The following is a 22689-nucleotide window of genomic DNA, read 5'->3' on the forward strand; positions in this document are numbered from 1 at the left end:
ACGGGACATTCGAGACCTTGGTGATGGGCATTTCAAGCCCCTGCGGCGATTGAGCAGGGGGTCCGGGGCGGAGCCCCGAGGCGTGAGCGACGCGCCGCAAGCCGGTACGGTCCCCGCCCCCGACACTCCCACCGTGTTACCTCAGAGCGATCGGCACCAGCGGGAGGCAGGACGACATGGCGGGATACGGGACGGCACGGGCCTGGGCCCTGACCGCCATGGTGGTCGGGGCCACGGCCCTCCCCTGCACCACGCCGGAGGCATCCGCGGCGGAGGACCCCGCGCCCACCGCCGTCGTCTGGCCGGTGACCGCGACCCCGCACATGACGGCGGCCGCCCTCGGCTCGGGTACGGACGCGAAGCCCGTCTTCGACGACGACTCGCTCGCCGGCCTGTTCGCGCCCGGCGGCCGGCTGCGCGAGGTCGTCGAGGCGGGCAAGGGCCGCGACGTCAGCTGGGTGCTCGACCCGGACGTGGTGATCGCCGCGCAGGAGATGTCGACCGGCTACCGCGTCGCGAAGAACAGTGACTCGGCCTCCCCACAGGACACCACCGAGGGCACGGGGCAGGGCGCGGCCCGCTCCTGGCTCACCGCGCTGCGGGAGGCCGTCAAGGGCCGGGAGGTCTGGCTCCTCCCGTACGCCGACACGGACCTCGCCTCGCTCGCCCACCACCCCGGAACCGACACCGACGACCTGACGGAGGTCGTGTCCGGGCTCGCGGCCGACGCGAAGAAGCGGGTCGACCGGATCCTCGACACCACCACCCGCTCCGGACTCGGCTGGCCCGCCGACGGCGCGCTCGACTCCGACGTGACCGCGCTCGGCGCGAAACTGGGCGTCACCCGGGTCCTCGCCTCCGGCCAAGGACTGACGCCCGCGGACGCCGAACCGGTGACCGTGGGCAGCGGCGACGACGCGATGACGGCGCTGCCCTACGAGGCCGACCTGACGACCGCCCTCGGCCGCATCAAGGACCGGGCGCCGGACCCCACTCCCTCCCCGTCGCCGTCGGGGTCGCCGTCGAAGTCCCAGTCGCCCAGCGCCTCCGACCCGTCGCCGGACCCGAGCGTCTCCGCGAGCCCCGACACCGCCGACGAGGCCACCGTCGACCACATCACCGCGCTCGTGAAGGCGAACGCCCGCCCCGTCCTCGTACCGCCCCGCAATCTGTCGGGCACGGCCGCGGACGCGCTCGGTGCGGCCATCGACGCCGGCACCGATGACGGCTGGCTCGACCTCCAGGACCTGCGTGCGGCCGACGACGACCCGGTGAAGGGGAAGGCCGGGGCCCCGTCCGCGTACCCCTCGCGGCTGCGCGAGAGCGAGTTGGGCAAGGACCAGCTGACGGACGCCGCGGGCGATCTGGACCAGCTCGCAACCCTCAGCAAGGTGCTCGCCGACCCGAAGGACACCACGGACTCCGTGCACGCGGCGATGGCCCGCGCCCTGGCGACTGCCTGGCGGATCGAGGACGACACGGCGCAGCGCACGTTCCAGGACCGTACGACGGGCTTCCTGACGACGTCGGTGACGTCGCTGCGTCTGGTGCCGAAGACCACGGTCACCGTCACGTCGGGCGACGCCTCGATCCCGGTCACGGTCGACAACGCGCTGCAGCAGGAGGTCTCCGGGCTCGAACTGCGCGTCACGTCGAGCGACTCCCAGCGCCTCAAGGTGAACGACGACGTGATCTCCGTGTCGGCCGAGGGCTCGGCGAGCCACACCTCCCAGATCGACGTCACCGCGAAGGCCAACGGCAAGGCGCGTCTGACGGCCCAGCTCTACACGACGAGCGACGGCAAGCCGTGGGGCGAGGAGATGACCTTCGAGGTCGACGTGACGTCGGTGTCGTCCGGGGCGATCGCCGTGGTGGCGGCGGGCGTCGGGCTCATCGTCCTGGCCGCGGTGTTCCGGATGCGCCAGATGCGCCGGCGCAACGGGAACGGCCAGGACGAGAACAGTCCCACCGACTGATTACGAGTCCTTGTCCGCCTTCTTCACCGCCGCCTCCGCGTCCACGATGCCGAGGCCCAGCTTGTCGTTCTTCTTCGGGTTGGCGGCCGTCTCCCGGATGGTGGAGATGATCTCGTCGGGGTCGAGCCCCTGGTGGTGCAGGAGCGCCGCGAGCGCGGAGACGTAGGGCGCCGCCATCGAGGTGCCGGAGAGCTTCCCGTAGCCGGACGTGTCCTTCAGGGTCTCCTTCGTCTTGTACGTCGGCAGGGTCGAGAGGATGTCCTCGCCGGGGGCCGAGACGGCCTGCTCGGCGCCGAAGTTGGAGAAGTCGGCCGCCGTGCCCTTCTGGGTGCTCGCGCCGACGACCAGGACCGGTGTCTGCACCTTGTACGGCTGGGTGTCGGCGCCGTCGTTGCCCGCCGCGGCGACGACGACGGCGCCCTTGTCGTGGGCGTGCTGGATGGCCTGGTTGAGGATGCCGCCCTGGAGCAGCTTCGTCATCAGGACGCCCTCGCCGAGGGAGAGGTTGATGACGTCGGCGCCGTGGTCGGCGGCCCAGACGATGCCCTTGGTGATGTTGCCGTTGGAGCCCGAGCCGTTCGCGCCGAGCACCCGCACCGGCATGATCTTGGCGCCTGGCGCGCCGCCCGCGACGCCGACGCCGTTGTCGGTGTGGGCGGCGGCGATCCCGGAGACGTGCGTGCCGTGGCCGTTGAGGTCCTTGGGGTCGTCGTCGCCGTCGACGAAGTCGTGTCCGTCGACGAGCCTGCCCTTGAGGTCGGGGTGGTCGGTGGCGACACCGGAGTCGACGACGGCGATCACCGTGTCGTCGCCCTTCGACGTGTCCCAGGCGGCGGGCAGTTTCATCGCGTCGAGGGCCCACTGGTCCTTCCGCATGGGGTCCGGCTTGCTGTCGTCCCCGCAGGCGGTCAGGAGCAGGAGACTGGCGACGGTGGCGGCGACGAGCGGTGTACGGATGCGCATGGTCCGAGCCTGCGGGCCACCGCCGCCTCACGCATGTGGTGGCCAGCCGTGTGGGCTACCGCCGCCGCTGCCTTCGCCGTCAGCGCGCCCAGTCCGGCGTCCAGAAGTCGGCTCCCTCCGGCCGCTGGTACCGGTCCGTCAGATACGTACGGAGCGCCGCGAGGCCGGGGTGCCGGTTGTCGTCCCGCCACAGCAGCGACAGCGGGTAGAGCGGGGTGGGGCGGCGTACGGGGATGAAGCGCAGCTCGATGTCCGCGGGCCGCGTGAGGGGGGTGCGGGTGCCCATGATGGTCGCCACGTCGTCCGCCGCCGCGACCGTCCGCAGCAGGTGGCCGCCGCCGAACGTGGTGCCTCCGACGTCGATGGTGAGACCGAAGGCGCGCTCCAACTCCTCGTAGTACGTGGCCCATTCGCTGCCCTTGGCCATGCCGGGCATCCAGATCCGGTGCCCGGCGAGGTCGGCGGGCGTGACCTCGGTCCGGTCCGCCAGGGGGTGCGCGGCGCCGGTGACGAGGATGGCCGGCTCGTCGATGACGCGGGCGCTGCGCACCTCGCGCGGCAGCCGGTCCGAGGGCACCGCGCGCGTCCAGAACGCGGCGTCGACGCCCCCTTCGCGTACGGACGCGAGCGCGGCGGGGCCGCCGTGGCCGAGGGCGACGACGTCGAGCGGGAGATGCGGGTGGGCCTGGTGGAAGTCCTGCACGACGCCGTTGGTGATCACGTTGGCGCCGAGCACGTCGACGCGCAGCGGGCGCCGGCCGCCGCGCACGGAGTCGGCGGCGCGCTCGGCGGCGGCGAGCAGCTCCCGCGCGTGCGGCAGGAAGGTCTCGCCGTCGAGGGTGAGCCGGGCGCCGCGCGGGGTGCGGGTGAACAGGCGCGCGCCGAGCTCCCGCTCCAGGGCGGCGACGCGCTTGGAGGCGGCCTGCTGGGTGATGCCGAGCTCGGCGGCGGCGATCTGGATCTGCCCCTCGTCGGCGACGGCGACGAAGGTGCGTACGTTCTGGAGGTCCACGGGGTGCACGCGTCCATACAACCACTGGTTGTACAGATACGGGTGCCGGTTGTTTGCCGTGGCGCGCCGTCCGGGGCTTGGATCTCCCCGTCGACGGCGGGAACGGGAGGCGGTTCGGTGCGGCTCGGGCGGGACTTCGGGTGGCTGTGGGCCGCCTTCGCGGTGAGCACCGCCGGTTCGTGGCTGGCGCTCGACGCGTTCCAGCTGGTCGCCGTCCTCGCGCTGGACAGCGGCGCCGCGCAGGTGTCGTTCCTGGCGGCGGCCGGGCTCGCGGTGGGCGCGCTGCTGGCGGTGCCGCTCGGGCCGTGGATCGAGTTCCGGCGCAAGCGGCCCGTGTTGGTCCTCGCGGACCTGGTGCGCTGCGCGGCGCTGCTCACGCTGCCCGTCGCGTACGCCCTCGACGCGCTCACCTTCACGCAACTCGTCCTGGTCTCCGTGGTGGTGGCCGCCGCCGACATCGTGTTCCGGGCGGCGAGCGGCGCCCACCTCAAGGCGCTCGTGCCGGCCGAAGGCCTGCTGCCCGCCAACGCCCGCTTCGAGGCCACGCAGTGGACCGCCACGGCCGTCGGACCGCCGCTCGGCGGCGTGCTCATCGGCGCGTTCGGCCCGCTCACGACGGTCCTCCTGGACGCGGTGAGCTACGTCCTGTCGGCGGCCGGCGTGCGCGCGATCCGCGCGCCCGAGCCGGAGCCCGCGCGCGGTGCGAACGGCGGGCGGTTCGGCGCCGCCGACATCGCCGAGGGCTGGCGGCACCTGTGGGGGCGGCCCCGGCTGCGCGCCCTGTTCCTCAACAACGGCCTGGTGAACGCCCTGATCATGGCGGGCGCCCCGCTCATGGCGGTGCTGCTCCTCGACGATCTGGGCCTGACGCCCTGGCAGTACGGCCTGGTGTTCGGGGTCCCCTGTCTGGGCGGCCTCGTCGGCTCCCGGCTCACCGGGCCGCTGGTGCGGCGGCACGGGGAGCGGCGGGTGCTCCTCGTCAGCGGGACGGCCCGGGCGTGCTGGCCGATCGGTCTCGCTTTCGCGGGGCCCGGTGTCACGGGGATGCTCGTCGTGGTCCTCGTCGAGTTCGGCCTCATCACCTGCTGCGCCGTCTTCAACCCGGTCATGGCGGCCGAGCGGCTGCGGCTCACGGACGACGACCGGGTGGCGCGGGTGCTGTCCGCGTGGACGGTCACGCAGCGCGCCGTGACCGCCGCGCTGACGCTCGTATGGGGCGCTCTCGCCGCCCTGTCGGGCACGCGCGTGGCGCTCGCGCTCGCCGGGCTGCTGCTGCTCGCGACGCCCCTGCTCCTGCGCGGCCTGCGCTCTCCGGCGTGTACACCCCGCCCCGCGGCGCCCACGCTGCCAGAGTGACCACGGACAACCGCCCCAAATGCACCGGATGTTCCGGTTCAGAGAGTTAGGGAGCTTTCGTGGCACACGTACACGTGATCCTCAATCAGAAGGGCGGCGTGGGCAAGTCCACGCTCGCCGTGAACCTCGCGGCCGTCACCGCCGACGTGCTCGGCGCCGGCGCCCCCGACGCCGAACGCCCGCCCGTCGTCGCCGTCTCCATCGACCCGCAGGGCTCGGCCGTGTGGTGGTCGGAGCGGGTCGGCGACGGCCTCCCCTTCGACTTCGTGCAGGCCCACGACGACCTCTCGGGGCTCGCCGCGCTCTCCCGCATCCCGTCCGCCGAGCACGTCTTCGTCGACACCCCGGGCTGGCTCGACCTCGCCGACGACGACGGCGACGACCCCCTCGGCAAGGGTGCCGCCGCGGACGCCCTGCGCGCGGTGCTCTCCAACGCCACCGACGTCATCGTCCCCATCGAGCCGGAGCCGCTCGGCTTCCAGCCCACGCAGCGCACCGTGGAGCGCGTCGTGAAGCCGCGCGGGCTGCCGTTCCGCGTGGTCATCAACAACTGGGACCCGCGCGACGGCAAGGCCGACCTGGCGCAGACCCGCAAGTTCGTCGAGGCGCAGGACTGGCCGCTCGCGCGCACCGTCGTGCGCCACTACAAGCTGCACACGCGGGCCAGCGCGGACGGCCTGGTCGTCACGCAGTACGGCGCCAACCGGGTCGCGCTCCAGGCCCGCGAGGACTTCTTCCGGCTCGCCCTGGAGGTCGGCCTCGCGGCGATCCCGGCGCCGACCCGCGCCGCCAAGAAGTCCTCCCGCTCCAAGAAGGCCGCCGCGAAGTCCGGCGGGAACAGCAAGAAGGTGAACGTCTGATGGGCCGCCGTACCGACCTCTCCTCGCTCCTGTCCTCCGAGAAGGAGGCCGCCGAGAAGGAGCAGCAGGCCGCGGCGCCCGCCCAGCGCAGACGCCCCGACACCAAGCCGCTCACCGTCCCGATCGCCGACCTCACCGAGAACCCGGACAACCCGCGCCACGAGCTGCGCGACCTCGACGGGCTCGCCGAGACGGTCCGCGAACGCGGCGTCCTCCAGGCCCTCGGTGTCGTCTCCGCCGCCGTCTTCCTCGCCGCGCGCCCGCACCACAAGGAGGCCGTGGGCAAGGCCCCGTACGTCGTCCTGCACGGCCACCGGCGGCTCGCGGCGGCCCGAATGGCGGGCCTCGACGAGGTTCCGGTGCTGGTCAGGGACGACGCCACGCGTTCCGACGAGGACGCGCTGATCGAGAACGTGCAGCGCGACGACCTCACGGAACTGGAGCAGGCGCAGGCCATCCAGGGCCTGATCACCTCCTACGGCTACTCGCAGCGCCAGGTCGCCGCCCGGATCGGCAAGACGCAGGGCTTCATCTCGCAGCGCCTGTCGCTGATGAAGCTGCGCGAGGACATCCAGGAGGCGCTCGCCGACGGCCGCGTCTCCATCGAGGACGCCCGCCGCATCGCCCGCCTCCCGAAGGACGAGCAGGTGCTCCCCGGCGAACCGGAGGAGGCCGCGACCGTCCCGGCCGCCCGCAAGGAGAAGCGCGGCCGCGATTACGGCGTAATCAAGATCGACAGCCGGGGCACCCCGGACGATGTGGTCGAGGCGCTCCGCCGGCATCTGGCCCCGGCCACCCTCGACCGGATCATCGAACTGCTCGGCCGATAGCCGACCGTGTCGTCGATGCGGCCGCCGTGTTCGCCTACCGTGGCCCCGTGCTCGAAGTGCCGACCGTGCCGACCATGCCGTCGACGTCCCTGACACCGCAGCCGCCCGCCGAGGCCGTCGCCCCGCTGATGCGCGGCCTCGACGTGCTGCGGAGCCTCACGGCGGCCGCGGACGGGGACGGCACCCTCGCGCTCGCCGACCTCGCCCGGGTCACGGGCCTGGCCCGCTCCACGGTCGACCGGATCTGCGCGACCCTCGCCCACCTGGGCCTCGTCCGCCTCGACGGGCGCGATGCCGCGCTCGCCCCGCCCCTGATGAGCGTCGCCAACGCCTGCCTGGACGCGCTGCGGGTGCCGGGTCTCCTCGGCCCCCTCGCCGACGAACTGGCCGACGAGCTCGACGAATCCGTCTCCCTCGCGGTCCCCGACGGCACCGACATCCGCTTCGTCCACCAGGTGCTGCGCAGGCGGGCCCTGTCCATCAGCTTCCGGGTGGGCGACGCGCTGCCGATGGCCGGGTGCGCCCCCGGGCTGGTGTTCCGGGACGACCTTCCGCTGGCCGTCGACGACCAACTCGTGGAACCGGGCCTGGTCGCGGTGGCGGTCCCCGTGCGGGGCCCCGACGGTTCCGCGGTCTGCGCGCTGAGCGTGGTGAGCCACACGAGCCGGCATGCCGCCGGGGAGCTGGCGGGGGCGGTGCGGGGGCCGTTGGAGGCGTGTGTGCGGTCGATGGAATCTGTGCTGGACACTTCCTCCTACGCCTCGGGGCTCTGCCCCGGACCCCCCGCCTCAATCGCCGGCGGGGCTGATCTTGGCCGCGCCCCCATCGTGTCGCTCGCCAGAGGCCTCACCGTCCTGACCGTCTTCAACGCCGCCCACCCCGCCCTCACACTCACCGAAATCGCCGAGGCCACGGGCCTCGCCCGGGCCACGGCCCGCCGCGCCCTCATCACCTACGACCACCTCGGCTACGTCACCCGCGAAGACCACACGTACCGCCTCACCCCCCGCGTCCTCGCCCTCGGCTGCGCGCCCCTGTCCCGCACCACGCTCCCCCGCATCGCCGCACCGCACATCGCGGCCCTGTCGGAGCGGCTCGGGGAGTCCGTCGGCCTGTCGGTGCCGGACGGCGCGGCCGTGCGGTGCACCGCGCGGGTGACGCCGCGCCGCGTCATGAGCGTCGACATCGGCGTCGGCTCCCGGCTGCCCGCCGCGGACACGGCCGCCGGGCGGCTGCTGCGGGACGGCGGGGAGCTCGCCGTCGCCGACGGGCCCGAGGCCGGGCTGCGCTCGGTCGCCGTGCCGGTGCGGGACCGGGCGGGCCGCGTGGTGTCCGCGCTCGACGTCACCGCGCACCAGGGGCGCGGGGACGACGCCGCATGGGCGGCGGAGCTCACCGGGGCCGCGGAGCGCATCGCGGCGGACCTGCACGTGACGTCGCGCTTCGTGACCGTGCCTGTGCACTGAGACCCGGATCTCACCGGCGTACGGACCTTCGTCCCTACTGCTCACGACGAATGCCCCGCATGCTCGACGTGATGACATCTCGTGGCTCGAGCGGCTTCCACTCCTCGATCCGTGGCGCGGCCCCTTCCGACTCCCGCCCCACGGGCGGCTGGCGTGCCATGGTGCTGCTCGTCGCGGTGATGGCGCTGATCATCGCCACCCTCGACGTCGCGACGCCCGCCGACTTCCGGGCCCGCGCCCTGCTCGGCCTCGTGCCGATCGCGGTGGCGCTGCTCGCCCCCGTGTCCGTCACGGCCGTCCTCACCGGGCTGCTGATCTGCGTCTACATCGGGCTGCAGGCCGTGGCGCCGCTGCCGACCGGCGGCTGGTCCGTGCTCGGGCCGCTGATGATCGGCACCGGCGGCCTGCTCGGCGTGCTGATCGCGCGCCGCAGGGAGGAGCAGCGGGCCCGCGTGCAGGCCCTCACGGACATCGCCGAGGCCACGCAGCGCGCGGTGATGCGCGGACTGCCCGAACGCTTCGAGGACCTGCGCATCGCCGACTTCTACCAGCCCGCCGCGCGTGCGGCCCGGGTCGGCGGCGACTGGTACGACTTCCAGCCCTCGCCGTACGGGGTGCGCGCCGTGCTCGGCGACGTCAGCGGAAAGGGTCTGCCCGCGGTGTCCGCGTCGGCGTGGCTGCTCGGCGCGTTCCGGGAGGCGGCGTACCACGAGGATCGGATCGAGGAGGTGGCGCGGCGCCTGGAGATCGCCATGCAGCGCTACAGCGCCTGGACCCGGCTCACCGACGACGAGGGCCTCACGGACGCGTTCTCCACGGGCCTGCTGCTGCACTTCCCGCCGACGGCCCCCGAGTGCGTCGACGTCGTCAACTTCGGGCACGAGCCGCCGCTGGTCGTCACGGCGGACGGCCGCGTGCACACCCCCGAGCTGCCGGCCGGGCTCCCCCTCGGCATGGGGACGCTGGGCGCGGCGGCGCCGGGCGTGGCCCGGCTGCCCTTCGGGGTCGGGGACACGCTGATCCTCTTCACCGACGGTGTGACCGAGTGCCGCGACCAGGGCGGCACCTTCTACCCCGTACGGGAGCGGCTGCCGTTCCTGGTGTCACCGGACGGCGCGCAGGAGCCGCCCGAGGCGCTGCTCGGCCGCCTCGCGGAGGATCTGCGCGCGCACCGGTACGGGCCGCCGAGCGACGACGCGGCGATCACCGTGATCCGCAGGACCGCGGAGCGCGCGCCGTACCCGGGCGGGGTGGACGCCGAGCTGTACGAGTACCGGCCGGAGAAGAAGGAGACCGCCGACACCGCCGTTCGGGGGGCCGCGGCTCAGTACGCCACCGACATGCGCTTCCTGGAGTGCGCGTCGCGCTCGATCTCGTCGACGAAGGCCAGCGCGTAGTCCTCGGCGCTGATCCGGCTCTGGCCGTCCGCATCCTGCATCAGCCGGTCGCCGCCGATCCGGAACTCCTCGGTGCGCTCCCCCGGACCGATCTCCGCGGCCGGCGAGATGTACGTCCAGTCCAGGTCGTCGACCGTACGCAGATACTCCAGCACGTCCCGGTGCGCGAGCGCCTCGCCGCGGTACGCGTCGGGGAAGCCCGGCTGGTCCGCGAGCGCCTCGCCGGGCGCGACCTCCAGGCTGCCCGCCCCGCCGACCACCACGAGCCGCGCGACCCCGGAGCCGCGCACCCCGGCGACCACGGACTGGTTGAGCGCGAGGAACGGCTTGACCGGATCGGAGCCGTCGCGCGGCGGCGCGAGGGCGGAGGCCACGGCGTCGTGCCCGCCCGCGAGTTCCGTCAGCCGCTGCACGTCGGAGACGTCCGCCGCGACGGCCGTGACACCGGCGACGGGCACGTCGCCGGAGCGGCTGACGGCGGTCACGCTGTGGCCGCGGCCCAGGGCCTCGGCGGCGATGCGGCTGCCGACCATGCCGGTGGCGCCCAGGAGCAGGATGTTCATGGGGTCAGCGAAACACGGTGCGCCGGTGCGCGCATGTTGCGAAGGGCGGGCCACGAGAGGTCAATGGAAGGCGAAGGACGCGGAACTCGGGGCATCCGAGGGGGCCTGGCAGAAAGGAGCCCGTCATGGCTCAGCATGCGGCACCCGCACCCGGACGCGGCGGCACCAGCGGCAGCACCGGCGGCAGGACCAGTGGCGCGGCGATCTCGCCGACGAGCGCGGCCGTCGTCATTCCCGTCGTGACCGGCATCGCGTACGGATTCTGGGCGGCGAGCATCGACCGCTTCGGCGGCGAGGTCACCGGAGGCAACATCGCGCTCGGCTTCGTCACGGGCATCATCGTGGCGGCGCTCTGCTTCGGCATCCACCACTGGTCGAAGGGGCAGGCCGGCCGGCACTTCCTCGCGCGGGCCTCGGCGTGGGGCGCTTTCGCCGGCATCGCGATCGGTTTCCTGCACAGCCTGTCGGACCCCGCGATCCTGTGGTCGATCATGCTCGGCCTGGTCATCGGGGCGGCGACGTTCGTGGGTACGTACTACCGCTATTACTCGGCGAGCGAGTACGCACCCGTATAGAACGTATGTTCCATACGGGTGCCGGCCGACGTCTCCTAGAACGTGACGCCGAACTCCCGGTACTCGCGGTAGTAGAAGCTGCTCGGGCCGTGGTCATGATCGCGATCGTGCCGCGGCCCGTCGGACGGCGCCCCGGACGTGCAGCTCGGCACAGCACGGCCTCCGGTGTCGACGTACGCGCCGCTGGCCCAGCCGCGGGCGCCCGTGAACCAGTACCAGGTCGTGGTGCCGTGCACGGACGAGCCGTCGGTGGCGCACTCGATGCGGTCCTGGCTGCCCGGCGCGAGCCGGTACACGACGGACGCCGAGGTGCTCGGACTCGAGCGCAGATTGAGATCGGACGGCGAGACGACCGTCCCCCAGACGACGTCCCCGCTGTTCGCACTGGCCGGTGCCGCGGCGGTGACGGCGAGCAGCCCGCCCGCCAGCAGCCCGGCGGCGGCGAGAGCCGGAGTGGTTCGGCGCATGATCGGCCTCCAGAAGTGAGCCCAAGATCTTCACGCCCCCACGTCCAGGAAACACCCGTTCGGCCCAATGCTCCACCGGAGCCGCGGCAGACTGGGGAGCGCCGATGAGTTCCCGGCGCGGGGCCGGTCTGACTCTGTGACGTGACCGAGAGGGGCATCCGAAATGAGCACCCGCACCACGACCGGCCTGGCCATCGAGACCGCCGGCCTCGTCAAGACCTTCGGCGACAACCGCGCCGTCGACGGCATCGACCTGACCGTCCCGGCCGGCACGGTCTACGGCGTGCTCGGACCGAACGGCGCGGGCAAGACCACCGCCGTGAAGATGCTCGCCACGCTGCTGCGGCCGGACGCGGGCGAGGCCCACGTCTTCGGCCACGACGTGGTGCGCGAGGCCGACGCGGTGCGCTCCCGCGTCAGCCTCACCGGCCAGTACGCGTCGGTCGACGAGGACCTGACGGGCCACGAGAACCTCGTGCTGCTCGCCCGCCTGACCGGCCACGGCAAGAAGTCCGCGGCCGCCAGGGCCGACCAACTCCTCGACGCCTTCGGCCTGTTGGAAGCATCGGGTCGGCAGGTGAAGAACTACTCGGGCGGCATGCGGCGCCGTATCGACATCGCCGCGTCCATCCTGAACACCCCCGACCTGCTGTTCCTGGACGAGCCGACCACGGGGCTCGACCCGCGCAGCCGCAACCAGGTGTGGGAGATCGTCCGCGCGGTCGTCGCCCAGGGCACGACGGTCCTGCTGACCACCCAGTACCTCGACGAGGCCGACCAGCTGGCCGCCCGGATCGCCGTCATCGACAAGGGCCGCGTGATCGCCGAGGGCACCAAGGGCGAGCTGAAGTCCTCGGTCGGCTCCGGCTCCGTGCACGTACGCCTGCGCGACGCGCACCAACGCCCGGACGCCGAGCGGCTGTTGAACACCGTGCTCGACGCGCAGGTGGTCCTGGAGCCCGACCCGGTGGCGCTCACCGCCCGCGTCGGCGGCGCGTCGAACGGCCGGGGCGCCGCCGAGCAGGCCTCCCGCGCGCTGGCCGAACTGGCCGCAGCCCGCATCACCGTGGACACCTTCGCCCTCGGCCAGCCCAGCCTCGACGAGGTGTTCCTGGCTCTCACCGACCAGCCCGTGCGGGACCAGAACCCCGTACGCGACCAGACGACGTCCGAGGAGGCGACGGCATGACCACCGCCACCACCCCCAGTACCGAAGCGCAGGAACTGGCCCCGGTCAGCGCCGAGTCCCTCGCCGAACTGCTCATCGCCAAGGAGCGGCCGCCCCGGCCCAGCGCCCTGTCCGCGTCGCTCACCTTCGGCTGGCGGGCGATCCTGAAGATCAAGCACGTGCCGGAGCAGCTCTTCGACGTCACGGCGTTCCCGGTGATGATGGTGCTGATGTACACGTACCTGTTCGGCGGGGCCCTGGCCGGCTCCCCGAGCGAGTACATCCAGTACCTGCTGCCCGGCATCCTCGTGATGTCGGTCGTGATGATCACGATGTACACGGGCGTCTCGGTCAACACCGACATCGAGAAGGGCGTCTTCGACCGCTTCCGTACGCTGCCGATCTGGCGCCCCGCCGTCATGGTCGGGTACCTCCTCGGCGACGCCCTGCGCTACACGATCGCGTCCGTCGTGATGCTCGTCGTCGGCCTGATCATGGGGTTCCGGCCGGACGGCGGGGTGCTCGGCGTCCTCGCGGCCATCGCGGTCCTGCTCGTCTTCTCGTTCGCGTTCTCGTGGATCTGGACGATGTTCGGGCTGCTGCTGCGCACCGAGAAGTCGGTGATGGGCGTCAGCATGATGGTGATCTTCCCGCTGACGTTCCTCAGCGACATCTTCGTGAAGCCCGAGACCATGCCGGGCTGGCTGCAGGCCTTCGTCAACAACAACCCCGTCACCCACGTCGCGTCCGCCGTGCGCGGCCTGATGGACGGCGACTGGCCGACGTCCGAGGTGCTGTGGTCGCTGGGCTGGGCGGCGCTGCTCATCGCCGTGTTCGGGCCCGTCACGATGCGGCTCTACAACCGCAAGTAGGGGCTTTCCGGTAGTCCGTATGCACCCACCCCGCTCGCGCGCCGCGCGGGCGGGGACTTGCCTGGGACGGTGACCCGAAGAACCGTCTCCGTCGTCCTGCTCGTCGTCGCCTGTCTGCTCGTCCCGCTCGGCACGCTCTCCACCTGGGCGAAGTACGAGATCGGCGACAGCGACCGGTACGTGTCGACGATGGCGCCGCTGGCCGGCGATCCGGATGTGCAGAATGCGGTCGCCGACGCGGTGACCACCGAGGTCGTCAAGAACCTCGACGTGGGCGCCCTCGAATCCGTCCTCGCGGACTATCTGCACGACGCGGTCGTCTCGTTCACCGGCACCGACGCCTTCCGCGGCGCCTGGAACACCGCGAACCGCGCCGCCCACGACGCCGTGCAGCAGGCGCTCGACGAGGGCACCACGGGGCCCGTCACCGTCGACCTGGCCCCCGTCACCCGGCAGGTCAAGGAGCAGCTGGAGGCGGACGGCGTGCCGTTCGCCGAGCGGATCCCCGTCGCCCACACCGAGGTCACCCTGCTGTCCGCCGGTGATCTGGCCGGGCTGCGCAAGGGCTTCCACACCCTCCAACTCGCGGGCCCCTGGCTGCCGTTGGCGGCCGTGGTGTGCGCCGTGGCGGGCCTCGCGCTCGCCGCGCGCCGCCGCCACGCGCTCGCCTGGACGGCCCTCGGCGCCGCCCTGAGCGCGGCCGCGCTGCTCGTCGCGCTGCCGCTCGCCCGCGCGCTGACGCTCGACGACATCTCCGGCGCCGCGAACAAGGCGGCCACGGCCTCGGTGTACGACGCCCTGACCTCGCCCCTGCGCACCGCGTCGTGGGTGATCGTCGGCGTCGGCGTGCTGGTGGCGCTCGCGGCGTGGCTCGGCCGACACCCGTTCGGCCGCGCACGGAATGCCGCCTCGTCACTGCGGCGCGAGCATTCCGGTGACACGAGGAGGCGCCCGCATGACCAACACACCACCGGAGAACGGGTCGACGACCACCTGGTCCAAGGACCACCGCACACCCGACCCTGACCCCACCCGCGGCCAGGGCCCCCGCACCGACTGGGCGGCCGGAGGCACCCTGTTCGCGGGCGTGCTGATGCTGGTCAGCGGCTGCCTCGGCGTCCTCAACGGGATCGCGGCCATCGCCAAGGACGACGTCTACAGCCGGATCGGCGACTACGTCTACGCCTTCGACCTCACCACGTGGGGCTGGATCCACCTCGTCATCGGCGCGCTCGTCGCGGTCACCGGCTGGGGCGTGCTCAAGGAGAAGGACTGGGCGCGCGGCGCGGGCATCGGCTTCGCCGCGCTCTACGTCGTCGAGTACTTCCTGTTCCTGCCGTACGCGCCCGTGTGGTCGGTCATCTCCATCGGCATCGGCGTCTTCGTCATCTGGGCGCTCGCCTCCGACCACGGCCGCGCCCCCAACCCCGGGGCCGCCAAACCGGCCTGACGGGCACGCACCCCGGCTAACCTGGAGAACTCCGAACAGAGCGGTACGGGGACGGGGGCCGGGCCTTGGGCCAGAGGCAGCAGCACATCACCGACGAGGCGCCCGACGACCTGCGGTACGAGCCGCGGGACGCCGGGCGCCGCCGCGTGCACAGGACGGGGGCGTGGGCGGCGGCGCTGCTCCTCGCGGCGGTCAGCGTGGTGGTCGGCTGCCGGGCCGCGGACCGCGACGCGCTGACGCCCGTCCCGCAGCTCCTGGCGTTCCTGCCCTGGCTGCTCGCCCCCACGGCCGCCGCGCTGCTCCTCGCGCTGCTCTCCCGCTGGCGTACGGGGATGGTGTGGGGCGTCGTCGTACTGGGCGCGCTCGCCTGGTACATGGAGCCGTACGGGCGGGACGTCGAGCCGGACGGCGCCCCCGTGTCCGGCGTCCGGGTGCTCACGTCCAACGTCCAGTTCAGCCGCGGCACGAACGCCCTGATCGACACGGTCACCCGGCACCGCCCCGACCTCGTGTTCGTCGAGGAGTGCGGGCGGCCCTGCCGGGACGCGCTCGACCGCGAGTCGCTGCGCACCCGCTATCCGCACCGGCAGTCCGTGGCGGCGGACGGCTCCGAGGGCTCGACGATCCTCAGCAGATTCCCGCTGAAGAAGGCGCCCACGGTGGCCGGGACGATGGGCATGCCCGCCGCCGTCGCGGACGTCCGGGGGCACGCGGTGCGCCTCCAACTCGCGCATCCCATGCCGCCGTTGCCCGACCAGGTGGGCGTGTGGAAGGCGGAACTGGGCCGCCTCGCGGACGCGGTGCGGGCCGGCGAGGGGCCCGGGATCGCGGCGGGGGACTTCAACGCGACGCAGGACCACGCGGCGTTCCGCCGGATCCTCGACGCGGGAGGGCTGCGCGACGCGGCCCGCCTCACCGGCCACGCCCGCACGCCGAGCTGGCCGTCGAAGGCGCCGGGACCGCTGGGCACGCAGATCGACCACGTACTGGTGACCGACGAATTCTCCGCGGACGCGTCCCGCTTCATCCGCCTCGCGGACACGGACCACCGGGCTCTCCTGGTGGACCTGACGCTGCACGGCTGAGCCGCACGCGCCGCACCGGGCCACCGTCCATGGGGAGGCGGACGGTGGCCCGGTGTGTGCGGAAGACGGCGGCCCGCTGCGGTCAGGTCGCAGGTGGGGGCCGGGCCGCGCGCCTCGCCCGCCGGGCCGCCTACCGGAGCGCGGCCTCAGCCTTGTGCAGGGCCTTGGCGAAGCCGTTGGCCCACAGGGATTCCACCTGGGCCTTCTCGTTCGCGTCCGGGTTCGCGTTGGTGCACGAGGGGCCGGGGCCGCCGCCCGACATCAGCTCGCTGCACGGCCCCTCGTAGTGATCGGGCAGGCCGAGGACATGGCCCGTCTCGTGCGTGGTCACGCGCGTGGAGTCGTACTCCTGGTTCTGCGCGTAGTCCAGGAAGACGTAGCCTCTGCCGTGCCCGTCCGTGGACGCGTACGAACCGCGCGAGTCGTTGCCCTCGCGGTACGAGAAGTCGCCCCCGCCCGACGAGGCCTGGAGCTTCACGTTCGACACCGACGAGTTCCAGATCGACGTGCTGCTCGCTATCTGCTGCTGGAAGGTGGGAGCCTGCGAGGCGTCGTACGACACGGTGACGGACTCGGCACCGGGGTTCGCGGCCCGCTTCTCGGCGACGGACTTCAGGACGGCGTCGAAGAACGCCTTGTTGGCGGCGGACTCCTCGGCTGAACCGGCGTAGCGCGCGGCCGAGGCCGCGGACGTCTGGTGTGAGGACGTCTGGTGGGGGGACGCCTCGTGGGCCGTCGCCGGGCTCGCGGCGAGGGCGGTGACGGTGAGGCCGGCGCCGAGGGCGCAGGCGAACAGACGGATGACCGTGGGGGGTTGTGTCATGTCCATGCGTGAGAGTCTGGGGCGGGTGAGACGCACGGGATAGATGCCAATACGCGATAACTCCGCGCTATCACCACACCGTTGACCCTGGTGCGGCGCACGGTACCCGCCTACGCTCGACGCTCATGGAGCTGGAGGTGCGGCACCTGCGCGTCCTGTGCGCGATCGAGGACACCGGCAGCCTGCACAAGGCGGCCCGGCACCTGGGCATGACCCAGCCCGCGCTCAGCACCCAGCTGCGCCGTATCGAGGACCACCTCGGCGGCCACCTCTTCGTCCGCGAGCGCACCGGCTGCCGCCCCACCCCGCTCGGCCGCACCCTGCTCACCCGGGCCCGGCCGCTGGTGGACGACCTGCGGGCACTCGTCGACGAGACCCGCGCGATGGCACAGGACTCGGTCGACGGCCTGCTGCGCATCGGCTCCACGGCCAGCCGCGCGATACCGGGCTGGCTGCGCCGCCTGCGCGCGAGTTCACCGCACGAGCCCTCGCTGCGCATGGACGTCTCGGCGCACGCGCTGCTGCGCCTGGTGGCAGAGGGCGACCTCGACGTGGCGTTCGTCCACGAGGTGGAGGGCAGCCCGCTCCGCATTCCGGAGTCCCTGACCTGCAAGGTCCTCCTGGCCCGCGAACCCCAGTACGTATCGCTTCCGGCGGACCACCCGGCGGCCCGCGGCCCCGTCGTCCGGCTCGCCGACCTGGCGGAGGACCGCTGGATGATCGACCCGACGGTGGACGGCGAATGGGACGGCCTGCTCCGCGCGTTCCGCTCGGCGGGCGTCAACCCGCGTGTCCTGCACGGTGATTACCTGACCGCCTCCAACCTCGTCGCGACCGGCGAGGTGGTGACGCTCTGCCAGCCGACGTCCCTCGCCCGCCCCGACATGGCGATCCGCCCCCTGGAGGGCGACCCGGTGGCGGTCCGGCTACTCCTCGCGGCCCGCTCCGCGCCCGTCCTGGACGCGGTGCTGCCGGCCCTGCGGGAGGCCTATTGGGAGTCGGCACACCAGTCACCGGCGTATCGGACACGACTCACGGAGTCGGGCGTGATCGACTGAAACCGCACAGAAAGGGCGGCAGTTGTCCGCTCGGTCGAACGACCCGACCCTGCCCAAGATCACAGCCTGTGGCGGCTAACCTTACGTGTCCGCCCTGGCCAGGGGTTCCAGGGACGTCGGGGACAACTCATGCGGAAGGTTGCGCACATGGGCATTCTGGATCTGCTGCGGAACGCGTTCGGGCGGTCGCGCAAAAAAGACGAGACCGCTGCCGCCGCGGACCCAGCGCCCGCCACCACGGACCCGCCCACGGTCCCCGCCCCCTCCAAGGGCGAAGCGGACGACCTGGTCTCGGCCGCCTTCGACAACATCTCGGTCCCGAAGCCGTCACCTCCGGTGGGGGGCGAGCGGGTGTCGGGGGCGACGACCGAGGAGCCGGTTGCAGCTGAGGGGTCGGTTGCGTCTGAGGAGTCGGCGCCGGTTGAGGAGTCGGCGCCGGTTGAGGACTCGGCTGCGGTTGAGGACTCGGCGCCGGCTGAGGGCTCGGCTCCGGTTGGGGACTCGGCGCCGGTTGAGGACTCGGTTGCGTCTGAGGACTCAGCTCCGGCCGAGGAGCAGGCTGCGGCTGAGAAGCCCGCTCCGGTTGAGGACGCCAAGGCTGAGGAGTCCACTCCGGTTGAGAAGTCGGCTCCGGCTGAGAAGCCGACTGCCGCCGAGGAGCAGGCTCCGGCCGAGAAGCCCGCTCCGGTTGAGGACGTCAAGGCTGAGGACTCGGCGCCGGTTGAGAAGTCGGCTCCGGCTGAGAAGCCGACTGCCGCCGAGGAGCAGGCTCCGGCCGAGAAGCCCGCTCCGGTTGAGGACGTCAAGGCTGAGGACTCGGCGCCGGTTGAGAAGTCGGCTCCGGCTGAGAAGCCGACTGCCGCCGAGGAGCAGGCTCCGGCCGAGGAGCCCGCTCCGGTTGAGGACGTCAAGGCTGAGGACTCGGCGCCGGTTGAGAAGTCGGCTCCGGCTGAGAAGCCGACTGCCGCCGAGGAGCCCGCTCCGGTTGAGGACGCCAAGGCTGAGGAATCCGCTCCGGCTCAGGAGCAGGCTCCGGTCGAGCCGAAGGCGGAGGAGACCACTGCCGCCGAGCCCAAGGCGGAGGCTGCGGCTGCGGCTGCCGCGCCTGCGGAGGACGACGCGGAGACGGTCGAGCCCAAGGCCGCCGCTGCGGCCGAGGAAGAGGCCGTACCGTCCGCCTCGGAAACCGGGACCAAGGCGACGGACGACGCCGAAGACACGGCGCCCGCCGTGGGCGAGCCCACGGACGACGCCGAAGGTCAGGCCGACCCCGCTGTGGGCAAGCGTCCCGCAGGGCGGGACGGGTGGGCACAGCCCCCGGTACAGGCCGAAGAGGACAAGGGCGCCGACCCCGTCGAGGCAACGGAGCCCGCCCCGGCGCAGGCCACCGAAGACGGCACCCCGGCGCAGGCCGACAAGACCGAAGAGGTCGCCCCCGTCGCGGCAAAGACTCCGGCGCAGGCGGAGAACACCGAAAACGCCGACCCCGCCCCGGCAAAGACCCCGGCCCAGCCCGAGAAGGCCGGCAAGCCCGCCCACACCCCCGCCAAGGTAAAGACCCGCGCTCCCGGACTGGTGGCCGCCCACTCCGCCGCCGGCACGGCCCTGAAGAAGAACGGCCTCACCGGCACCCGCGCCACGGTCTACCTCGTCCTGGACCGCTCCGGCTCCATGCGCTCGTACTACAAGAACGGCTCGACCGCCGCCCTCGCGGAGCAGACCGTCGCACTCGCCGCCCACCTCGACGCCCGCACGACCCCCACCGTCCACACGGTGATCTTCTCGACGGACATCGACGCCTCCGGCGACCTCACCCTGGACGCGTACGAGGGCAAGGTCGACGCCTGGCACGCGGAGGCGGGCCGGATGGGCCGCACCAGCTACCACCGCGCGATCGAGGAGATCGTCGCGCACCACGAGAAGTCGGACGACCCGACCGCCCCCGCCCTGGTGATCTTCCAGACGGACGGCCCCCCGGACGTCCAGCGCCCGGCGAACGAGGCCCTCGCGGCAGCGTCCGCGCACCCGATCTTCTTCCAGTTCGTGACGTTCGGCGACCCGGACTCGAAGAACTTCGACTACCTCCGCAAGCTGAAGGCGGAGAACACCGCGGTCTTCCACGCGGGCGAGACCCCGCTGGAGCTCACGGACGCGGAGCTCTACAAGGGCCTCCTGGAGGCCTGGCGCCCGTAGCCCCCCGCCCCGCAGCCCACCGGCAACCCCGCTCAGCAGGGCCCCGATACCCCATGGCCGTCCGCGCAGTAAACACCGCGCGGGCGGCCGCCCCATGTCGGCTACGATTTCTAGATTCCACCCACGTCACAACCCGGGAGCAGCCCCCGATGGCTCGACACCTCATCACCAGCGCCCTTCCGTACATCAACGGGATCAAGCACCTGGGCAACATGGTGGGGTCCATGCTCCCGGCCGACGTGTACGCCCGTTACCTGCGCCAGCGCGACCACGAGGTCCTCTACATCTGCGCGACGGACGAGCACGGCACCCCCGCCGAGCTGGCGGCCAAGGAGCAGGGCATTCCGGTCGCCGAGTTCTGCGCGCAGGCGCACGACGCGCAGAAGGCGGTCTACGACGGGTTCGGTCTCGCCTTCGACCACTTCGGCCGCAGCTCCTCGGAGCAGAACGCGGAGATCACCCAGCACTTCGCCCGCAAGCTGAACGAGAACGGGTTCATCGAAGAGCGCGCCATCCGCCAGGTCTACAGCCCGGCCGACGAGCGCTTCCTGCCGGACCGCTACGTCGAGGGCACCTGCCCGCACTGCGGCTACGACAAGGCCCGCGGCGACCAGTGCGAGAACTGCACGCGCGTCCTCGACCCGACGGACCTGATCGACCCGCGCTCCGCCATCTCCGGCTCCACGGACCTGGAGATCCGCGAGACCAAGCACCTCTTCCTGCTCCAGTCGAAGCTCCAGGTCGAGGTCGAGGCGTGGATCGACGAGGTCGCGGGCGAGTGGCCGCACCTCGCGTCCTCCATCGCCCGCAAGTGGCTGACCGAGGGTCTCAACGACCGCTCGATCACCCGTGACCTGGACTGGGGCGTCCCGGTCCCGGCGGACACGTGGCCGGAGCTGGCGGCCGAGGGCAAGGTCTTCTACGTATGGTTCGACGCCCCGATCGAGTACATCGGCGCGACGAAGGAATGGGCCGACCAGGCCCCCGACGGTGAGACCCGCGACTGGAAGTCGTGGTGGTACGAGCCGGCCGGCGCCTCGGACGTCCGCTACACGGAGTTCATGGCGAAGGACAACGTCCCGTTCCACTCCGTCATGTTCCCGGCCACGGAGATGGGCATCCGGGAGCCGTGGAAGAAGGTCGACTACCTCAAGGCCTTCAACTGGCTGACGTACTACGGCGGCAAGTTCTCCACGTCGCAGAAGCGCGGTGTCTTCACCGACCAGGCCCTGGAGATCCTCCCGGCGGACTACTGGCGCTACTTCCTGATCGCCAACGCCCCCGAGTCCGACGACTCCTCCTTCACCTGGGAGCACTTCACGGCGACGGTGAACAAGGACCTGGCCGACACCCTCGGCAACTTCGTCAACCGCGTCCTGTCCTTCTCCCGCAAGCGCTTCGGCGACGACGTCCCCGAGGGCGGCACCCCGGGCGAGGCCGAGACCAAGCTGGGCCAGGAGATCTCCACCCTCCTCGCCGAGTACGAGACCCAGATGGAGGCCCTCCAGTTCCGCAAGGCCGCGGCGGCGCTGCGCGCCCTGTGGTCGGCGGGCAACTCCTACCTGGAGGAGAAGGCCCCCTGGCTGGAGATCAAGACCGACAAGGACGCCGCGGCCCTCACGCTGCGCACGGCGATGAACCTCATCCGCCTCTACGCGGTGGTCTCCGAGCCCTTCATCCCGGCGTCGGCCGCCGCGATGCGCGCCGCGTTCGACCTGCCCGGCGACGACGCCCGCTGGGTCACCCCCGAGGAGGCCTCGTCCCTGACGACGGTCCCCGCCGGCACCCCCTTCACGGTCCCCCCGGTCCTCTTCGCCAAGATCACCGACGAGGACCTGGCCTCCTACAAGGACCGCTTCGGCGGCGAGCCGGAGGCGTAAGGCACACAGACGCGAAGGGCCCGGAACTGATCCCCGGTTCCGAGCCCTTCGCACTGCTCAGCGTGCCCAGTCCTTGAGCGGCTCGGTGTCCAGCTCGATCCCCACCGGCTCGGGCAGCGCGACGGTCTTCCCGAACGGCACCGTCACCACCTGCTCGTACCGCACCCCGTCCGGCTGCGAGTGGACCTTGACCTCGCACGTGTCCCGGTCGATCAGCAGGTAGACGGAAATGCCTGACTCCGCGTAGAGGCGGGGCTTCTCCGTCCGGTCCCGGCAGCTGGTCTCCGCGTCGTGCGACGTCGCGTCGAGGACCATCAGAACCCCGCCGGTGGGCGCCCACTCTCCCTGCCCCAGGAAGGTCTCGCTCCGCGCGAGCGTGCCGTCCGGCCTGACGTTGTCCTCCCCACGCGCCCCTACGCGCAGCCCTCGCCCAGAAGTCAGCCACCACCCCGGATCGGCCGACGCGAACTCCCGGGCGGCCCAGGCGACCATCGTGCTGTGGTTGCCGTCCGGCAGCGGCTTTCCCGGATGCGCCCACCCGTGAACTCCAGCCGCAGCGCGTCGCTCACCTTCACGGCCAGCCGGTCCAGTTCCTCGAACTCCTCCTGGCTCAACGCCATTGGAGACCGCTCCGCCACGGGCCTCATGACGGCCTCCCCATCCTCGTCGTCGCGGATCAGGCATCACGTTCAAGG

At 72.4% G+C, this 22689-nt stretch carries 21 protein-coding genes; 15 read left to right on the plus strand and 6 right to left on the minus strand.

What is annotated here, in order from left to right; genetic code table 11:
- Nucleotides 1-176: 176 nt before the first annotated feature.
- A complete protein-coding gene (locus tag ACFV9W_RS22005) occupies nucleotides 177-1976 on the plus strand; it encodes a DUF6049 family protein (RefSeq protein WP_385763393.1) in 1800 nt (599 codons plus the stop codon).
- On the opposite strand, the gene ACFV9W_RS22010 is transcribed toward ACFV9W_RS22005, so the two are convergent.
- Together ACFV9W_RS22010 and ACFV9W_RS22015 are read right to left on the minus strand one after the other, a co-directional pair.
- The gene (locus ACFV9W_RS22010) at nucleotides 1977-2939 is read right to left on the minus strand and encodes a S8 family peptidase (protein WP_385763395.1); all 963 of its coding nucleotides are present in this window, start codon (nucleotides 2937-2939) and stop codon (nucleotides 1977-1979) included. It abuts the gene before it with no gap.
- 79 nt (nucleotides 2940-3018) lie between these two features.
- Nucleotides 3019-3951, minus strand: a complete 933-nt coding sequence (locus ACFV9W_RS22015; protein ID WP_385763397.1) for a LysR family transcriptional regulator — start codon at nucleotides 3949-3951, stop codon at nucleotides 3019-3021.
- Between the two features lie 117 nt (nucleotides 3952-4068).
- On the opposite strand from ACFV9W_RS22015, the gene ACFV9W_RS22020 reads away from it, so the two are divergent.
- The 5 genes from ACFV9W_RS22020 to ACFV9W_RS22040 all read left to right on the plus strand — a co-directional run bounded on the left by ACFV9W_RS22020 (nucleotide 4069) and on the right by ACFV9W_RS22040 (nucleotide 9860).
- On the plus strand, nucleotides 4069-5307 hold the full coding sequence (locus ACFV9W_RS22020; protein ID WP_385763399.1) for an MFS transporter: 1239 nt from the start codon (nucleotides 4069-4071) through the stop codon (nucleotides 5305-5307).
- A gap of 59 nt (nucleotides 5308-5366) precedes the next feature.
- Nucleotides 5367-6167 carry a ParA family protein gene (locus ACFV9W_RS22025; protein WP_385763401.1) on the plus strand — a complete coding sequence of 267 codons (801 nt, stop codon included), beginning with the start codon at nucleotides 5367-5369 and terminating at the stop codon, nucleotides 6165-6167.
- Nucleotides 6167-6997, plus strand: a complete 831-nt coding sequence (locus tag ACFV9W_RS22030) for a ParB/RepB/Spo0J family partition protein (protein WP_385763403.1) — start codon at nucleotides 6167-6169, stop codon at nucleotides 6995-6997. Before ACFV9W_RS22025 ends, ACFV9W_RS22030 begins: the two co-directional genes overlap by 1 nt.
- A gap of 47 nt (nucleotides 6998-7044) precedes the next feature.
- On the plus strand, nucleotides 7045-8463 hold the full coding sequence (locus tag ACFV9W_RS22035) for a helix-turn-helix domain-containing protein (RefSeq protein ID WP_385763405.1): 1419 nt from the start codon (nucleotides 7045-7047) through the stop codon (nucleotides 8461-8463).
- Between the two features lie 71 nt (nucleotides 8464-8534).
- The gene (locus ACFV9W_RS22040; RefSeq protein WP_385763407.1) at nucleotides 8535-9860 is read left to right on the plus strand and encodes a PP2C family protein-serine/threonine phosphatase; all 1326 of its coding nucleotides are present in this window, start codon (nucleotides 8535-8537) and stop codon (nucleotides 9858-9860) included.
- Here the strand turns inward: ACFV9W_RS22040 and ACFV9W_RS22045 are convergent.
- Nucleotides 9788-10423, minus strand: a complete 636-nt coding sequence (locus ACFV9W_RS22045) for an NAD(P)-dependent oxidoreductase (protein WP_385763409.1) — start codon at nucleotides 10421-10423, stop codon at nucleotides 9788-9790. The genes ACFV9W_RS22040 and ACFV9W_RS22045 overlap by 73 nt on opposite strands.
- Nucleotides 10424-10548: 125 nt before the next feature.
- Between ACFV9W_RS22045 and ACFV9W_RS22050 the strand changes: the two genes are divergently transcribed.
- Complete coding sequence (locus tag ACFV9W_RS22050) at nucleotides 10549-10998, plus strand: hypothetical protein (protein WP_385763411.1); 450 nt, start codon at nucleotides 10549-10551, stop codon at nucleotides 10996-10998.
- Nucleotides 10999-11033: 35 nt separating this feature from the next.
- Here the strand turns inward: ACFV9W_RS22050 and ACFV9W_RS22055 are convergent, their stop codons facing one another.
- On the minus strand, nucleotides 11034-11465 hold the full coding sequence (locus tag ACFV9W_RS22055; RefSeq protein ID WP_385763413.1) for an SH3 domain-containing protein: 432 nt from the start codon (nucleotides 11463-11465) through the stop codon (nucleotides 11034-11036).
- Nucleotides 11466-11628: 163 nt separating this feature from the next.
- On the opposite strand from ACFV9W_RS22055, the gene ACFV9W_RS22060 reads away from it, so the two are divergent.
- The 5 genes from ACFV9W_RS22060 to ACFV9W_RS22080 all read left to right on the plus strand — a co-directional run bounded on the left by ACFV9W_RS22060 (nucleotide 11629) and on the right by ACFV9W_RS22080 (nucleotide 16040).
- The gene (locus ACFV9W_RS22060) at nucleotides 11629-12654 is read left to right on the plus strand and encodes an ATP-binding cassette domain-containing protein (RefSeq protein ID WP_385763415.1); all 1026 of its coding nucleotides are present in this window, start codon (nucleotides 11629-11631) and stop codon (nucleotides 12652-12654) included.
- Nucleotides 12651-13505 (plus strand): ABC transporter permease, encoded by an 855-nt coding sequence (locus tag ACFV9W_RS22065; protein WP_385763417.1) that lies wholly within the window; start codon nucleotides 12651-12653, stop codon nucleotides 13503-13505. Before ACFV9W_RS22060 ends, ACFV9W_RS22065 begins: the two co-directional genes overlap by 4 nt.
- 69 nt (nucleotides 13506-13574) lie before the next feature.
- Entirely contained in the window at nucleotides 13575-14531 is a 957-nt protein-coding gene (locus ACFV9W_RS22070) for a hypothetical protein (protein ID WP_385763419.1), read from the plus strand.
- Nucleotides 14461-14955, plus strand: coding sequence for a hypothetical protein (locus ACFV9W_RS22075; protein ID WP_385763421.1), 495 nt, complete (start codon nucleotides 14461-14463; stop codon nucleotides 14953-14955). Before ACFV9W_RS22070 ends, ACFV9W_RS22075 begins: the two co-directional genes overlap by 71 nt.
- Before the next feature lie 86 nt (nucleotides 14956-15041).
- Complete coding sequence (locus tag ACFV9W_RS22080) at nucleotides 15042-16040, plus strand: endonuclease/exonuclease/phosphatase family protein (RefSeq protein WP_385763443.1); 999 nt, start codon at nucleotides 15042-15044, stop codon at nucleotides 16038-16040.
- 130 nt (nucleotides 16041-16170) lie between these two features.
- Here ACFV9W_RS22080 and snpA read toward each other — a convergent pair whose 3' ends face one another.
- Entirely contained in the window at nucleotides 16171-16863 is a 693-nt protein-coding gene (gene snpA / locus ACFV9W_RS22085) for a snapalysin (RefSeq protein WP_385763423.1), read from the minus strand.
- 125 nt (nucleotides 16864-16988) lie between these two features.
- Here snpA and ACFV9W_RS22090 point away from each other — a divergent pair, with 125 nt between their 5' ends.
- From ACFV9W_RS22090 to metG, 3 genes are all read left to right on the plus strand, one after another.
- Entirely contained in the window at nucleotides 16989-17921 is a 933-nt protein-coding gene (locus ACFV9W_RS22090) for a LysR family transcriptional regulator (protein ID WP_385763425.1), read from the plus strand.
- A 147-nt stretch (nucleotides 17922-18068) separates the two neighbouring features.
- Complete coding sequence (locus tag ACFV9W_RS22095; protein ID WP_385763427.1) at nucleotides 18069-20114, plus strand: VWA domain-containing protein; 2046 nt, start codon at nucleotides 18069-18071, stop codon at nucleotides 20112-20114.
- 149 nt (nucleotides 20115-20263) lie between these two features.
- On the plus strand, nucleotides 20264-21994 hold the full coding sequence (gene metG, locus ACFV9W_RS22100) for a methionine--tRNA ligase (protein WP_385763429.1): 1731 nt from the start codon (nucleotides 20264-20266) through the stop codon (nucleotides 21992-21994).
- A gap of 57 nt (nucleotides 21995-22051) precedes the next feature.
- On the opposite strand, the gene ACFV9W_RS22105 is transcribed toward metG, so the two are convergent.
- A complete protein-coding gene (locus tag ACFV9W_RS22105) occupies nucleotides 22052-22486 on the minus strand; it encodes a Uma2 family endonuclease (RefSeq protein ID WP_385763431.1) in 435 nt (144 codons plus the stop codon).
- Between the last annotated feature and the right edge of the window lie 203 nt (nucleotides 22487-22689).

The sequence above is a fragment of the Streptomyces sp. NPDC059897 genome (assembly GCF_042730865.1).
Classification (GTDB): domain Bacteria; phylum Actinomycetota; class Actinomycetes; order Streptomycetales; family Streptomycetaceae; genus Streptomyces.